The organism is Pseudomonas sp. SZ40 (assembly GCF_052958135.1).
Genome location: NZ_JBQWIF010000009.1, coordinates 13,434 through 29,073, shown reverse-complemented (window position 1 = coordinate 29,073; position 15,640 = coordinate 13,434). Strand labels below are relative to the sequence as shown.

Sequence of the window (15,640 nt, the reverse complement as noted above, 5' to 3'; positions counted from 1 at the left end):
ACACGTCGCCGGGCCTGTAGGGCATATCAATTGCGTGCAGTGGGAGCCTGCTCGTGCGGTCATCTCAAGGCGATGACGCAAGGCTCCTCGAGGCCATCGATCAGCGCCTTCGGCCGGGCGAAGAGGAACCCTTGCACCCACTGCGCATCGCACTCCTGGGCGATCGCCAGGTCTTCGACCGTCTCGATGCCCTCGACCACGACGTGGGCGGCCAGGGTGCTGCACAGGCCGATCAGGTGCTTCAGGGTCTTGACGTGCAGGGATGACTGCCGAGCCCGTCGGATGTAGCCCTGATCGATCTTGATCAGATCGGGCTGCCCTTGCTGAATGAAGGTAAGGGTCGCGAAGCCGGACCCGAAGTCGTCGATCGCCACGTGGCAGCCGGTGCGTCTCAATTGATGGACGAATTCGATTGCCCTTTCATGGCTGGGCTGCGCCGAACTTTCGGTGATCTCGATGACCAACCGTCGCGCCAGGTCGGCATCGTCCGCGAGCTGCTGCAGCACGCGTTCCCAGTGCGGGTCCAGCCTGGTGCTCTGCGCCGATATGTTGCAGCCCAGGGTCATGCGCGGGTGGCGCTGTAGCAGTGCGATCACGCGGCTGACCACGCAGCGATCGAGCTGCCTGATGGACTGCAGCCGCTCCAGAACGGCGAACGGGTTGAAACCAAGCGGTTCACCCGTGCTGCGCAGCAGCCCCTCGTGATAGAGCACGCGCTGCGCATTCGCGGGTGACACCACGGGCTGAAACGCGAGGTGAAAGAGGCCCTGCCGCAACTGCCCGTAAAAATGACGGGCTCGAGCTTCATCGGTGGACGCAACGGCAGCGACGGCGGCAGGCGTCTGCGCCTGATGGATCATTGGGCTACCCGAAAATAGTTCTGCATTGCACGACATTCCATATGCTGCCCCTGCGCACCTCGTCACTCGCTCGATGCATGCCCCGTTATAAAGCGGCGGCCCGTGACGTCGAACCTGGCATGGACCAGAAAACCCAGGATCGAGATGACGCGCCGCCACACCGGTACGGCGCTTGCGCCAGCTCGGGTGTGCAACGTGTTCACGAAACGCTTTATTGGTTTTATGGATCGAGGATGGAGATCTACACCGACTGACGACCGTGGCGCGGTCATGTCGGCTTGTCGCAAAAAGACTGAGATAGGCTGGAGGGGTGTTTATAAGCACGCTTATGTTTACATCGCCGCACAGACTCGAATAGTGTTGCCGCGCACCTGTTTCTTGTCCGCACGCCCCTTCCGGCAGCCTTTATCCGATCACTCACAGCCGCCCGCGACTCAGGAAAACCGATGTACACGATGACGAGCACCTGTTTTCAGGTGATGGCCAAGACCCTGCTCGAACAAGGCATCGATCCGAGCACGCTGGATCACGAGTTGGTCGCTGCGCTGAGCCGCGGTGCGCCGATCAGGCTGGAACAGGTCTATGGCCTGTTTTCCCAGGCGACCGAGCAGGCGAACAATCCGGATATCGGCCTCGCCACCTACGCCCACGCTCACCCGAGCATTTTGGGCGCGCAGTGCTATTCGATCATGTCCAGCCCGACGCTGGGCAACGCGCTCAAGTTGCTGGCGGACTTCCACCCGCTGACCAGCAATGGCTCGCACATCCTTCTCGAACAACGACAAGGCACACTGAAGCTGATCGGCCTGGAAGTCGGCACCGCCCCCGTACCAGCCCCTCGCGCGTTCATCGATGCAGGCGCCGCATTGACCCTTGGCCTGATCCACTGGCTCACGCCTCACGAAAAGCCCATGCCGCTGGCTGCCGAGTTCACCTACCCGCAACCCGAGAGCACCACACGACTGCAGCAACTGTTCGGCGACAACCTGCGCTTCTCGGCGCCGCACAACAGCCTGACGTTCCGCGAGGAAATCGGTGCCTTCACCCTGCCAACGGCCGATGAGGCCCTGCATGTCCTGCATCAGGAATATGCCCAGGCGCGTCTCGACGACGTGGTCAATGGCTCCATCGCCGCCCGCGTGGTGAGGCTGCTGGTGGAGCAACTCACCCAGGGACTCAACCCCAGCCTGAGCGAAATCGCCGATGCCCTGAGCGTGAGCAAACGCAGCCTGCAGCACGCCCTGGAGCGTGAGACGGTGAGTTTCACCCAGTTACAGGAAGAGTCACGCCTGAAGCTGGCGCACAATTTTCTGCGCAACTCCAACCGCAGCCTGAAGTACATCTCTGCCACCCTGGGCTTCCGCGACCAGAGCAGCTTCCACAAGGCGAGCATGCGCTGGTTCGGCATGCCGCCGAGCCAGTACCGAAATCGTCAGGAAGAGTGCTGAGCAGGGACGCTGCCCAGCACCTTGGACCGACTCAGAACGCCTTTTCCAACTCGATCACCAGAGCACGATAGCCCACGTTGCCGGGCTGGCGGCTGGTGACGCGGTATTCGGCCAATACATCCTGAGTGCCGTACTTCACTTCGCTGAGCACCGGACGGGTGAGTTTCTCCTTGGTGAGATAGCTCACCGAAGCCGAGTAGATCAGTTGCGTGTCCGTGTCGGCGCGGTACTCCACCACCGAGGTGATCGGGCTGTACCAGTCGTCACCGCGCGCCTTGCCATACTCCCAGACCTGCTCGACGGTGCCCTTGGCTTCATCGATGCGGTATTCCACCGCGCGGCTGTAGTTGCCTTCCAGGCGCGTCGGCGCGAAGTCGCGGCCCCAGCCATTGTCGAACACGGTCAGCGTGCCTTTGCCGCTGAGCCACGCCGTGTGCTGGGTCCACGACCAGTCGAAACCGTCGGCGTAGCGCCCCTGTTCATCCCGCGCCAGCGGCTCGCCGCGGGCATCCACGGGCGTCAGCACCTTGCCCTGCAACTCGGCACGCCAGCCCTGGGGGGCGGCGAGGATCCACTTCACCTGCTTGTCGCGGCCGATCTTCACCACGCCCTGATGACGCGCCGAAACGATAATGCCGTCGTCCACCGGGTCATGGGCGATGGAGTTGACGTGGGCCCAGTTGCGCCCGATACCGACCCCCGGCACATCGCCGAACGGCAGGTTGTCGCCTTCCCGAGCCTCGTTGTCGGCGAGGCTGTCGCCCTTGCTCGCCCCCTCCGGCAGGAACACCGCCGCCTTGCCGAGGGTGTGCAGGAGTTCGGCACGATAAGGGTCGAGGATGCGCCCCAGATCCCAGAACTCCACCACCTCACCGGACTCGTCGAGCTCGATGATCTGGTCGCGCACCGAGCGCACCTGTTTGCCATCGTCGCGCCGGTAGTCGCTGCTACCGACGCGCAGCAGGTAGGTGCCTTTACCGGTCTGGCGAATCTCGTGGGAAAAGTCGGCGAACTTGCCCGGCAAGCGGCGTTCCCACACCGGCCGCCCCAACAGGTCGTGCTTGAAGTAACGCTGACCCTGGCCCCAGATCAGCTTGCCATCGGCGGTCTGCTGGAAGCCCATGCTGGCGCCCAGGCCATCGACGCGGGTCGAGTCGTGCAGACGCTCGATGTCCAGGTACCAGCGCACCTCGCCCCTGCTGTCGGTGATCCAGTTGATGCCCACCGAATCCCATTCGGCGGCGCCACCCTGGGCATTCCATTTCAACTGACGGTTGCTGCCGGCGACATCCGTCAGCAGATGGTTGAACAGGTACAGACGCTTCTTCAGGGACGCATCGACCTTGACCGGTTCGACCAGGGGCAAGGCGCCTTCCTGCGCGGCGATGGCCGGCAGGCGCACGGCTGGCGCATAGACGCTGTAACGCTCGCGGACGCGCTCGCCTCTCAAGGTGTAGGCCACCTCCACTTCATTGCGGTGATCCGGGTACAGACCGAACAGCGGAATGCCGCCGTGGGTCCACAACGCCTTGTCGCTCACCGGGTAGTCGATATCGATACCCTGCTCGCCCCGGCCCAGCACCCGCACACGGGCATTACTGAGCGTTTGCCCACCGTCGCGGATCAGCGCGGTCAGCGGTGCGATGCCATAGGGGTTGAGCACGATGGCGCCAAGACGGCTGACCGTGGTGTCGGGAATTCCGGCCGTCAGGCAGGCGCCCTCGGGAATGCCGTCCTCGGCCTGGTTATCGCGGGTTTGGTTGTGATTGCTCATAGGGGCTCCAGAGAATGCGGACGACGCTCTGCGCCGTCCGCCATGGGTGTCATTGGGAAATGCGGAAATCGCTCAGGGCTGGCGGCACCACCGCCTTTTCACTGCGCGGCGTGCCGGCAGGAATCCAGTCGTAGGGCACGGGGGTGGCGCGATAAAGCGAATTACTGGCAGCTCGCTGCTCGGTGGCCTTGGAGAAGAATGGGCTGAGGTATTCCCACACCACCTCGCCCTTGCTGGTGACCTGGAAAACCCGCCCGCTCTGCCCTTCGGTGATCAGCGTGTTGCCGTTGGGCAAACGTCGGGCGCTGCTGGTGAAGGCGCTGAAGAAAGAGGTGCCTGGGCGGTATTCCCAGACGATCTGCTTGGTCAGCGGATCGATCTCCAGTACCCGCGAAGAGCCCGTCGATATCTGATAGGAAACGGCCGGGTAACCCGAACCGCCCTGGTTATCGAACACCAGGATATTGCCGGCACCTGGCAGCCCTTTCGGAATGAACTTGGCATCGTGCTGGCCGCTCAGCTGATCCACCGGGCGCGGCAGCTTGTCCTTGTCGGTGAAGGGATTGAGCAGCTCCGCTGTCGCGTAGTTCGGCCCCAGGTTCCACACCACCTTGCCCGTACGCTTGTCGATGATGGCGATGAAGTTCGCCTGGCGTGAGTCGACGATGATGTTGTCCGGGTGAAAGCGCGCATCGCCTTCGTCGAACCACTGGTTGGCGCCCAGCGTTCGTGCATTATTGAAGTGCAGGTAGTCGGCTAGGTGGGTGTCGCGCACCAGCTTCAACTGCTCGGCGGTAAAGCCGAACTCGTCCAGATGCTCGGACGCCAGCCAGCGCCAGACAACCTTGCCGCTGTCATCCACTTCGTAGATCACATCGTCGATCAACTCGTCGAGCTTGAAGCCCTCGACCTTGTGCAGTTTGTTGGCCAGCACCAGGGTATTGCCGTTGGCCAAACGCTCCTGTTCGTGATGCTGATGGGCGTTGCCAATCGACTTGTCGCCCGCCCGACGCCACACCTCCTTGCCATTCCAGTCCAGCTCGCCAATCGCATGGTTGTTCACGCCATTGCCGAACGAGCGCTGATTGGTGTCCTTGCGCTCCTCGAGCTGCAGCAGCACATGGCCCTTGCGCCCACCATTGACCGCCGGATCAACCACTTCCGTCGGGAAGCCGCGCTGCGGCCAACTGCGCACCACATTGCCATTCATATCGATCAAGTAGCTGTTGCGGTCGGCGCCACTGAACACGGTGTAGGTGCCCCAGGCCTTGGCGGGGTCGTACAGGGTTACACCGGTAGGGAAAACCGTCGGTGCGGCCAGAACGTTGCCGCAGACCAACAGGCCCGCAGCGAACTTGAGCATTTTCATGAGCGTTTCCTTTGCTTGATCAGAAGTCGTAACGGGCGTTGAGGCTGAGGCTGCGCGGAGCGCCTACCGCCAGAGCATTGCTGGAGGCCAGCCAGTATTTTTCGTTGGATAAGTTGTCCAGTTCGGCACGATAGGTGAGCTGCCCGTCGCCAAGCGGCACGCGATAACTGGCACCAAGGCTGAACACTTCATAGGCGGGTACTTCGCGGGTATTGCGGGTGTTGAGGTACTGCTTGCCGCTGTGCCGTACCGCGCCATGCACACGCAGACCGGGTATGGAATCGAAGGCTTTCTCGATACCCAGGTTGCCCTGCACGCGGGCAACGGCCTCGACCCGGTTGCCCTCGATGCTCTGATCCGCCTCGAGGTACTTGGCACGCAGCAGGGTGCCGCCGGCAGAAACCGTCAGGCCGGGCTGCAGGCGATACTGGCCATTGAGTTCCAGGCCGTCGTAGCGCACGGTGCCATCTGCGCTGTAGACGTTATTGGCATCGGCATAACCGGCGCCGCGGTCGATGCGAAACACTGCAGCCGACAGTGCCCAGGCCTCGCGGTTGGTCTTGAAGCCCGCCTCGTACTGCTTGCTTTCGATCGGTGCCAGCGACTCACCGGAGTTGGCGAAGGTGGTGCCCACCGAACCGCCATCCTGAATCGCCTCGACATAACTCAGGTAAAAGGTCGTGTCGGTACGCGGTGAGAACAGCAGCGCCACCGTCGGCGTAGTCGGTTGCTCGTCGTAGACACTGCGGCGGCGCCCAGAAACGGTGTAATTCTCGTTGCGGTAATCGAAGGTGCGCAGCCCGAGCAGCAGCGACCAGTGATCGCCAAAACCCAGGGTGTCACTGAAGAACACCGAGTTTTCCCGCGTGGTGGTGATCTCGAAGAAGCTGCGCGGCGAGTAACCGTCGTAAACCAGATCCAGTGCCGGGCCGTTGATGTTGCCGGTGGGCAGCGGGCCGTTGGGATACACGTGGTTCTGGCCGCCAGTGCTCACATCCGGGTTGATCGAGGGATCACCCTGATTAAGATCACGGGTATGCCACTGCAAGCCCAGGCCGGTCACGACCTGATGACGAACCCAGCCGGTGTGGAACTCACCTTCGAGGCGTAGCTGAAAGGAGTCGTACTTCAACGTCGGCTGGTAGAACTGCCGCAAGGCCAGATCGTAGTCACCCTCGGCATTACGCAGGTGCAGTGTCTCGTCCCGGGAATTGATGCGCTTGAAGGTGTGCGAGTAGCCGGCGTCGAGTAACCAGGTGTCATTGAGCGCCCACTCGAAACCGGTGGCCGCGACCCAGGCCGTGGAGTTGTAGTAGGACGAGTCGTAGCCAGTGAGATCCTTGCGTCCACTGATCGCGTTGGGCAGCTTGTCACCCAAATAGGCACGCGGGCCAGCATCGGCGACGTTGATGGCCGTGATGCCACCTTCCAGATTGCGCTCCTGGAACAGCACGTTGCCACGCCAGGTCAGCGACGGGTTGATTCGGGCATCCAGATACAGCGATTCGACGTGCCGCTCGACCTGCGTGCCGTTGTAAGCCCGACCGCGTTCCTGAACGGCATTGAAGCGGTAGCCGAAGCGATCGTCCGCTCCGAAACGGCCACCGGCATCCACATGCTGGCTGAAGATGGTGTCCTGCGTGTAACCCGCTGCCAGTGATAGCGTCGGTGTGTCCGTAGGCTTTTTGGAGATGTAATTGACGATGCCGCCCGGCGAGCCGATTCCATACAGGAAGCCGGTTGCCCCCTTGAGCAGTTGCACCGTTTCGAAGGCTTCCAGCGGCAATTCCACGCTCGCCATCTGGAATGGGTGGCCATCGATCTTGTAGCCGTTGGTGAAATCCAGGCGCAGGCCGCGCACATCCAGTGCGTGGGACTGGATCGAATAGGTACCGCCTTTCGCTTCCACACCGGCTTCGTTCTCGAACAGCTTGCCGATGGTTTTCGCCTGGCGCTCCTCGATCTGTTCGCTATCGACGCTGTAGGTGGAAAATGGCGTTTCCAGATCGGTACGCGCGCCGAGTGCACCGCCCCTCACGGGTACCTTTTTGGCGATGCCCTTTTGTCCAGCCACCAGTACACGCCCCAGTACGGGCGCAGCATGCTGCTCAGCCTCCTCATGCTCTGCGCCAGAGGCCTCACTCTGCGCATAGCTGCTGGGTGATGAAACGCCGGCGATCGCTACTATCACGGCGGCATACAACGAATTCAGTCGTGACCAGGCTCCATGCCTGTAATGCTCGGGTCGTAGATACACGGAATGCTCCTTTGAACTATCGCGGTGAGCGCTGCCGTATGGCGGAGGCGAATCGGGCGTAGAACGGATTTTTGATATTCGATGCAGATCTTTATTTATGCTTACTTCGAAGTTTTCGTAATAAGCGTTTACCTTTATAAAGAGCCACGAGCCGTTGCAGCAATTGCATTCGACCGAATCTTTCCATGTAGAAAATGCATATCGATCTCCGCCAGCTTCGCCACTTCGTCGCCCTTGCCGAGCACCGCAGCTTCGTTGCCGCGGCCGACGCGGTGAGCCTCTCGCAGTCCGCTTTCAGCCGCAGCATCCAGGCACTGGAGCACGCGGCCGGCTTTCAGCTGGTGGATCGGGCCAACAAGCAATTGCGTCCCACCAAGCAGGGCCTGGTGGTGCTCGAGCACGCCAGGCGCCTGCTGCGCGATGCCCACGATCTGAACAACGAAATCAGCCGGTTCAACGACGCGGGCACCGGCGCCCTGCTGTTCGGCTGCGGCCCGGCCCCTGCCGCGCAACTGATTCCGCGAGCGGTGGCGCGCTTCATTGGTGACTACCCCAAGGCGCGGGTGCATTTTCAGGTCGATAACTGGCAGGAGTTGAACAAGCGCCTGGTGGCCGAGGAGATCGAGTTCTTCGTCGCCGACACCCGCCGCTTCGAGGCCGATCCGGATTACCGCATCACCCGCCTGCGCCCCCAGAAATGGCATTTCTGCTGCCGCATCGGCCACCCGCTCACCAGCAAACCCAGCGTCAGTTGCGCGGAGCTGTTCAGTTATCCGCTGGCCACCACCTTTCGCCCGCCGAACATCCGCAAGGTGCTCACCGAATACAGCGGCCGCCGTGACTTCGCGCCCGCCGTGGAATGCGAATACAGCCATGCACTGCTCAACGTGGTGCGCCATTCGGACGCCATCGGCATCGCCAACCCGATCAATCTGCAGGACTACCTGCTCAGCGAAGAACTGCAGGTCCTCGAGGTGCATGACCTGCCCTGCCACCTGGAAGAACTCAACACCCGCTATGGCATCGTCAGCCGTGTTGGCCGGGCGCTGTCGCCGCTGGCCCGGGCCATGGTCGAGCAGATAGAGCGCAGCGATGCCGGACTGGCCGACCAGATGGCCGGCATGCCGCTGGCACAGGTCGGGGTCTAGCAGGCCGTTGAAAAACCTAGACGAAGCAGTCAGCGCAAGGCCGATGGTGGTCCCGCAAAAACAGGCGAGAAAGCGGAGCGTACGAGCGGTACATGAGCATTTCGACCGGGCTGGCGCTCCAGGCTGTTTTTAACGCAACGATGACAACGCAGTTAGTTTTTCAACGGCCTGCCAGCCCCGTGTTGCATGTCGTGCATACAAAGTATTCCCGCTTTGCGTTTGTCAGCGCAGCACGGGCTTCGTGAAATGCCCCTCACGATTTTTCGCCGAGACCGACCCATGAAACGACTGACCTCTCTGCTTTGCAGCGCCCTGCTGGCGCTTACAACCCTCGCCACTCAGGCTGCCGAACAGCCGGCGGTGATCCGCATCGGTGCGCCCGATCAGGGTGCCGGCGACAAGCCCTTCGCCTCTGGCGTGCTCGGCCTGGCGCATATCCGCAAACAGCTGGAAGACGCCTTCGCAGCGGATGGCATCAAGGTCGAATGGCACTTTTTCAAGGCTGCCGGCCCGGCGGTCAACGAAGCCTTCGCCAACCGCCAGCTGGATTTCGCCGGCCTTGGCGATCTGGCAGCGATCATCGGTCGGGCTTCGGGCCTGGATACGCGGCTGATCCTCGGTGGCCGTGGCGCCAATATGTATCTCGCCGCCACGCCCGAATCCGCTATCAAGAGCCTGGAGGATCTCAAGGGCAAGCGCGTTTCGGTATACCGCGGCACGGCGGATCAATTGTCCTTCGCCCGGGTGCTGGCCGCCGCCGGCCTGAAAGAGCGCGACCTGCAAATCGTCAGCCTGGACTGGAGCGCTGCCCGTGCCGCCTTGGCGGGCCGGCAGATCGATGCGGCCTGGTCCGGCATGGGCATTCTGGCGCTGGGCAAACAGGGTATCGAGTTCCCGGTCAGCACCAAGCAGTTGCCGGTTACCGCCACCACCCAGACCGGCGTGATCGCCAGCAATGCCTTCATCGAAAGCTACCCCGAGGCCACCCAGAAGCTGGTCGACGTACTGGTGAGCAATGCCGACTGGATCTCCAGGGCGGAGAATCTGGACGCCTACATCACCTTGCTCTCGCAACAGAGCGTAGTGCCCGCTGAGCTCTACGCCCGAGAATACCGGGACGATGACCTGGCGTTTCGCGCCTCGCCGCTGCTCGACAGCTTCCTGCGTCACAGCTATCAGGACAGCATCGACAAGGCCAAGACCCTGGGGCTTATCCGCCGCACCTTCGACGTCGAGCAATGGTTCGAGCCACGCTTCGTCGAGCAGGCCATCGCACGGCAGAAATTGCAGGACCGCTGGCAGCGCTACGATGCCTCGGGTGCAGCGGAGTGATGCGCCATGGGCATGGAAGATATGTGGCGAATGCATTGGCCGCACGTCGGCGAGGCACTTTTAATGCAGCCTCTTATTTCCCGAAAGAATTGATATTCACTTACTTATGCAAAAAATAACATTCAGTCATAAGCCTGGTACGGGCGGAGCGCTCCCATGAGCGCATCGCCTCTGTCCATTTCTCAGGTTCAGGGTCCGCGTACGGCTTTCTCCGCCAGCCGCCTGCTGCCCTGGCTGCTGCCGCTGGGCCTGTTTGCGCTCTGGTACCTGGCCAGCCGCTTCGGCTGGATGAGCGAGCAGATCCTGCCGACCCCGGTACTGGTCTGGCAGACCTTGCTGGAGCTGGCTAGAGACGACCTCTGGTTCAACCTTGGCATCAGCCTGCAGCGCCTCGCCTATGGCCTGCTCGGCGGCGTGGCGGCCGGCATCCTGCTGGGCACGCTGCTGGGCAGCAGCGGCCGGGCCGAACGACTGATCTACCCGACCTTCGCCGCACTCGCCCAGGTGCCGACCCTGGCATGGATCCCGCTGTTCATGCTGCTGTTCGGCATCGGCGAAGCGCTCAAGCTGGTGGTGTTGATCAAGGCGGTGATCGTGCCGATCACCGTGCACACGCTGGTCGGTGTGCGTGATGCGCAACCGCGCTTGCGCGAGGCGGCTGCCGTGCTGCGCCTGCCCTGGCACCTGCGCATCACCCGCCTGGTGATTCCCGCAGCCCTGCCCTCGTTCATGGCTGGCCTGCGCCTGGCCCTGGCTACCGGCTGGTCATCGCTGCTGGCGGTGGAGCTGCTGGCCTCCAGCGAGGGCATCGGCTACCTGATGGTCTGGGGGCGCCAGCTGTTCATGCTGGATATCGTGTTCGTCTGCATTCTGGTCATCGGCCTGTTCGGCATCGTCTTCGACCGCGGTGTGCAATGGCTCGATGCGCGTCTGATCCACTGGCCCCATCCGCCCACCGCCGAGCTGCGCCTGCGCAGTCGTGCCAAGGGCTGGGCGCGCCTGCAGGCCTGGCTGTTGCCGCTGGGGCTGGCTGCCCTGTGGCAGGCTGCGGTAATGGCACGCTGGATAGACGCGAGCATTCTGGTCGCCCCGCTGGATGTGCTGCGCACCACCTGGCAGGGCCTCGTCGACGGCAGCCTGATCCAGGCCATGCTGCAGAGCCTCGGTCGTGCTGTCGGCGGGCTGGTGCTGGGCAGCACCCTTGGCCTGCTCAGCGGGCTGGTGCTTGGCTTGTGCCGACCCGCCGAACGGGTCTTCGGGCCAACCCTGAGCGCTCTGCGGCAGATCGCGATCTTCGCCTGGGTGCCACTGCTCACGGCCTGGTTCGGCCTCGGTGAACTGGCCAAGGTGGTATTCGTCGGCCTGGCTACCTTCTTCCCCTTACTGATCGCCACCCAGCGCGGCGTCGCCAACCTGTCGCCACAACTCGACGAAGCCGCCCGCGCGCTGCGCCTCAACAGCCGCCAGCGTTTGCTGCGTCTGGTTCTGCCGGGTGCCGCCCCGGCGATCTTCGCCGGTCTGAAGCTGGCCCTGATCTTCGCCTGGCTGAGCACCATAGGCGCTGAATACTTCATGCCCTCCAATGGCGGCATCGGCAGCCTGATGATCGGTGCCCAGCAACTATTCCGCATGGATCAGGTAATGGCCGGCATGCTGCTGATCGGCCTTACCGGCGCCCTGCTCAACCATCTCGGACAACTGATCGAAGCGCGCGCCACGCGCTGGAGAAACGCATGACCGCCTCAGCCCCAATCGTCAGCTTCGACAAAGTCGGCAAGTTCTTCCCGATCGAAGCCGGCGAACTCGAAGCGATCCGCGAGTTCAGCCTGCAGATCCGCGAAGGCGAATCCATCGCCATCCTGGGGTCCAGCGGCTGCGGAAAATCCACCCTGCTGCGCCTGCTGATCGGCCTTGACCGCGAGTTTCGCGGCACCATCCAGATCGATGGCAAGGCCGTCGACGGCATTGGCAGTGAAAGCGCCATCGTCTTTCAGGAGCACCGGCTGTTCCCTTGGCTAAGCGTTGAGCAGAACATCGAACTGGGGCTGGTCAACGAGGGGCTGACCCAGGCCGAGCGCTTCCGCCGGGTCAACGAGTTCGTTCAGCTGGTCGGCCTCGATGGCTTTCAGCGCGCTTATCCACATCAGCTTTCCGGCGGCATGGCCCAGCGCGTGGCGATTGCCCGCGGCCTGGTATGCAGCCCGCGCATCCTGCTGCTTGACGAGCCGTTCGGCGCACTCGACGCGCTGACACGGCAGCAGATGCAGGAAGAACTGCTGACCATCCGCGCTCGCGCGGGCATCACCAGCCTGCTGGTGACCCATGATGTCGAGGAAGCCATCTTTCTCGCCGACCGCGTGGTGGTGATGGAGCCGCGTCCAGGGCGAATCAAGCGCATCGTCGATGTCGACCTGCCACATCCGCGCAACCGCAATGGCTACGAGTTCCAGCAACTGCGCGAAGAGCTGCTGTTCCAGCTGACCGGGGATGGCGAATACCGCGCTCCACCGCCACGGGTGGAAGACCTGCCCATGGCGTCCATCGCCTGGTAGCCGTTGAGCAGCGAGAGAGAGGGAAGTCGGTCGCGTGATGAAGGAAGTGGGCTGAAGCGAATCATCGTCGGCCCCACCTGCCGACTTGGCGAGTCACCTCGGTCGCCTGCCCCAAAGGGCGCGGCGACCGAGGTGGTCGATCTGGATCAGGACGCGCGCGCTTCGCTCGGCGCCTGTTTATGCCACAGGGTCGGGATCAGGAAGACGATCGCCAGCAGGCAAGCGCCGATCAGCAGCACGAAGCCACCGTCCCAGCCGAAGTGGTCAACGGTATACCCCATTGCCGCACTCGCCGCGACCGAACCGCCCAGGTAACCGAACAGCCCGGTGAAGCCAGCCGCAGTACCTGCCGCCTTCTTCGGCGCCAGCTCCAGCGCGTGCAGACCGATCAGCATGACCGGGCCGTAGATCAGGAAGCCGATGGAGAACAGCGCAGCCATGTCGACGATCGGGTTGCCCGGCGGGTTGAGCCAGTACACCACGGTGGCGACCGTCACCAGGCCCATGAACACCACGCCGGTCAGGCCTCGGTTGCCACGGAACACCTTGTCCGACATCCAGCCGCACAGCAGCGTGCCGGGAATGCCCGCCCACTCGTAGAAGAAATACGCCCACGACGTCTTGTCGACCGTGAAGTGCTTGACCTCTTTCAGGTAAGTCGGCGCCCAGTCGAGCACGCCGTAACGCAGCAGGTAAACGAACACGTTGGCCAGGGCGATGAACCACAGCATCTTGTTGCGCAGGATGTACTTGACGAAGATCTCGCGGGTACTGAATTCCTTCTCGTGGCTGGCATCGTAGCCCTCCGGATAGTCATTCTTGTACTGCTCGATGGGTGGCAAGCCGACCGACTGCGGGGTATCGCGCATGGTCATGAAGGCGAACACCGCCACCAGCAAGGCCACTGCCGCGGGTACGTAGAACGCCGCGTGCCAGTCGTTGAACAGCCCCATGCCGATCAGGAACAGCGGTCCGATCAGGCCACCGCCAACGTTATGGGCGACGTTCCAGACCGACACCACGCCACCGCGCTCTTTCTGCGACCACCAGTGCACCATGGTTCGGCCGCTGGGCGGCCAACCCATGCCCTGGGCCCAGCCGTTGATGAACAGCAGGATGAACATCATGGTCACGCTGGAGGTAGCCCAGGGCGCGAAACCGAAAACGAACATCACGCCGGCTGACACCAGCAAACCGAATGGCAGGAAGTAGCGAGGGTTGGAGCGGTCGGAAATCAGTCCCATCAGGAACTTGGACAGCCCGTAGGAAATGGCGATGGCGGACATCGCCAAGCCCAGCTGCCCACGGCTGTAGCCCTCTTCCTCGATCAGGTAAGGCATGGCCAGCGAGAAGTTCTTGCGCAGCAGGTAGTAACCCGCATAGCCGATGAATATCCCGGCGAAAATCTGCCAACGCAGGCGGCGGTAGGTACTGTCTATCTGTTCTTCGGGCAGGGTTTCCCGATGAGGGGCGGGACGGAAGAAGGCGAACATCCTGAGACTCCAGTTCTTGTTTTAGCTGCGCACTTTAAATGTGACAGTTATGTGACATTTTCATTACCGAAAATAGCACTCACAACTGAAGCGGTAAAGCCAACAAACTGTTGGAATTCGAACTAAGCCGGGCTATTCGGACCGAAGGGCGATTTAACTTCACCTGCCAAGCCTCACCAGATGCATGGAGAGGTGCCCATCAAACCGGCACTGCAACGAAAAAAGCGCGATTCGCCGCCTGGCGAATCGCGCCTTGAGAACCCCGATTGCTCGGTCAGCGAGCGGTGATCACCGCCAGCTTGGTGATGCCGGCCCGTTCGATGGCGGCCATGGCCTTGGCCACCGAACCGTAGTCCACCTGATCGTCGGCCTGCAGTTGCACCTTCAGGTCGGCGTCGTCTGCCTTGGCCTGGATCAGGTTGCTTTCCAGCAGCTCCGGCTGGATCTCGTCCTTGTTGATGAACAGCTTGCCATCACCATCGATGCTGATCACCAACGGGTCTTTCTGATCGGCTGGGGCCACGGCTTCGGTCTTCGGCAGATTGATCGGGATCGAGTTGGTCAGCAGCGGCGCGGTGACGATGAATACCACCAGCAGCACCAGCATCACGTCTACCAGCGGCGTGACGTTGATTTCGCTGAGTACTTCGTCGTTGTCCTGGGTCGAGAACGCCATGTCACACCGCCTCTTTCACAGGTTGACCGGTGACGATGCCGCCGCGCTTGGCGCCGGGATGGACGATGACCTTGAAGGCACTCTTCTGCGCCAGGCTGTAGAAGTCATGGGCGAAGTCATCGAGATCCGCGGCGGTCAGCTTGAGGCGACGCAGGAAGTAGTTGTAAACCAGCACCGCCGGTACCGCGACGGCGATGCCCACACCGGTGGCGACCAGCGCTGCACCGATCGGGCCAGCGACGGTTTCCAGGCTGGCATTGCCCGCCGCGCTGATGCCCTTGAGCGCCTCCATGATGCCCCACACGGTGCCGAACAGGCCGATGAAGGGCGAGGTAGAACCGATGGAGGCGACCACCGCCAGGCCGGATTCCAGCGAACGACGCTCACGCTGGATCTGCTGACGCAGGGCGCGCTCGAGGCGGTCCTGATGGTTGATCGCCTGGCTAAGGTCACCCGGTTGCTGGCCGTCCGGCACCTGAATGGCGGCGAAGCCGGCCTGGGCAACGTGAGCCACCGCGCCAGACTGGTTCTGGCCCAGTTCAGCGGCCGAGTCGAGGCTGGTGGCGGACCAGAACAGCTTCTGGAACTTACGGTCCTGGTGGCGCTGACGGGCAAACTGAATGCCCTTGATCAGGGCCAGGCCCCAGGTGACGACGGAGAAGCCGATCAGCAGCCAGATGACGGCATGTTCGACCGATTGCAGGGGGGAATCGACTAGCAGGTTCATGGTG

12 protein-coding genes are annotated in these 15,640 nt (G+C 62.4%); 5 read left to right on the top strand and 7 right to left on the bottom strand.

The annotated features are described in order from the left end of the window. Positions 1-59 precede the first annotated feature (59 nt). Positions 60-860 (bottom strand): EAL domain-containing protein, encoded by an 801-nt coding sequence (locus tag ACT9T4_RS09545; protein WP_082045894.1) that lies wholly within the window; start codon positions 858-860, stop codon positions 60-62. Positions 861-1,306: 446 nt separating this feature from the next. Between ACT9T4_RS09545 and ACT9T4_RS09540 the strand changes: the two genes are divergently transcribed. Next, positions 1,307-2,308 (top strand): AraC family transcriptional regulator, encoded by a 1,002-nt coding sequence (locus tag ACT9T4_RS09540; RefSeq protein ID WP_499116655.1) that lies wholly within the window; start codon positions 1,307-1,309, stop codon positions 2,306-2,308. Between the two features lie 31 nt (positions 2,309-2,339). Here ACT9T4_RS09540 and ACT9T4_RS09535 read toward each other — a convergent pair whose 3' ends face one another. Genes ACT9T4_RS09535 through ACT9T4_RS09525 form a run of 3 tightly spaced genes read right to left on the bottom strand, consistent with a single transcriptional unit; the run spans position 2,340 to position 7,489 of the window. After that, positions 2,340-4,082, bottom strand: coding sequence for an aryl-sulfate sulfotransferase (locus tag ACT9T4_RS09535; protein ID WP_499116654.1), 1,743 nt, complete (start codon positions 4,080-4,082; stop codon positions 2,340-2,342). A 49-nt stretch (positions 4,083-4,131) separates the two neighbouring features. Continuing rightward, positions 4,132-5,451: an aryl-sulfate sulfotransferase gene (locus tag ACT9T4_RS09530; protein ID WP_499116652.1), complete on the bottom strand. Its 1,320-nt coding sequence runs from the start codon at positions 5,449-5,451 to the stop codon at positions 4,132-4,134. A gap of 19 nt (positions 5,452-5,470) precedes the next feature. Continuing rightward, on the bottom strand, positions 5,471-7,489 hold the full coding sequence (locus ACT9T4_RS09525; RefSeq protein WP_499116650.1) for a TonB-dependent siderophore receptor: 2,019 nt from the start codon (positions 7,487-7,489) through the stop codon (positions 5,471-5,473). A gap of 413 nt (positions 7,490-7,902) precedes the next feature. On the opposite strand from ACT9T4_RS09525, the gene ACT9T4_RS09520 reads away from it, so the two are divergent. The 4 genes from ACT9T4_RS09520 (at position 7,903) to ACT9T4_RS09505 (ending at position 12,740) form a co-directional block, all read left to right on the top strand. Continuing rightward, on the top strand, positions 7,903-8,856 hold the full coding sequence (locus tag ACT9T4_RS09520; protein ID WP_499116648.1) for a LysR family transcriptional regulator: 954 nt from the start codon (positions 7,903-7,905) through the stop codon (positions 8,854-8,856). A 279-nt stretch (positions 8,857-9,135) separates the two neighbouring features. Continuing rightward, on the top strand, positions 9,136-10,188 hold the full coding sequence (locus tag ACT9T4_RS09515) for an ABC transporter substrate-binding protein (RefSeq protein WP_499116646.1): 1,053 nt from the start codon (positions 9,136-9,138) through the stop codon (positions 10,186-10,188). 156 nt (positions 10,189-10,344) lie between these two features. Then, the gene (locus tag ACT9T4_RS09510) at positions 10,345-11,925 is read left to right on the top strand and encodes an ABC transporter permease (RefSeq protein ID WP_082045895.1); all 1,581 of its coding nucleotides are present in this window, start codon (positions 10,345-10,347) and stop codon (positions 11,923-11,925) included. Then, positions 11,922-12,740 carry an ABC transporter ATP-binding protein gene (locus ACT9T4_RS09505; protein WP_499116644.1) on the top strand — a complete coding sequence of 273 codons (819 nt, stop codon included), beginning with the start codon at positions 11,922-11,924 and terminating at the stop codon, positions 12,738-12,740. The genes ACT9T4_RS09510 and ACT9T4_RS09505 overlap by 4 nt, the downstream gene beginning before the upstream one ends. A gap of 146 nt (positions 12,741-12,886) precedes the next feature. On the opposite strand, the gene glpT is transcribed toward ACT9T4_RS09505, so the two are convergent. The 3 genes from glpT to ACT9T4_RS09490 all read right to left on the bottom strand — a co-directional run bounded on the left by glpT (position 12,887) and on the right by ACT9T4_RS09490 (position 15,636). Then, on the bottom strand, positions 12,887-14,233 hold the full coding sequence (gene glpT, locus ACT9T4_RS09500) for a glycerol-3-phosphate transporter (RefSeq protein ID WP_499116642.1): 1,347 nt from the start codon (positions 14,231-14,233) through the stop codon (positions 12,887-12,889). 274 nt (positions 14,234-14,507) lie between these two features. Further along, complete coding sequence (locus tag ACT9T4_RS09495) at positions 14,508-14,909, bottom strand: ExbD/TolR family protein (protein WP_042556162.1); 402 nt, start codon at positions 14,907-14,909, stop codon at positions 14,508-14,510. A gap of 1 nt (position 14,910) precedes the next feature. Continuing rightward, the gene (locus ACT9T4_RS09490) at positions 14,911-15,636 is read right to left on the bottom strand and encodes a MotA/TolQ/ExbB proton channel family protein (protein ID WP_042556163.1); all 726 of its coding nucleotides are present in this window, start codon (positions 15,634-15,636) and stop codon (positions 14,911-14,913) included. Positions 15,637-15,640: the final 4 nt, after the last annotated feature.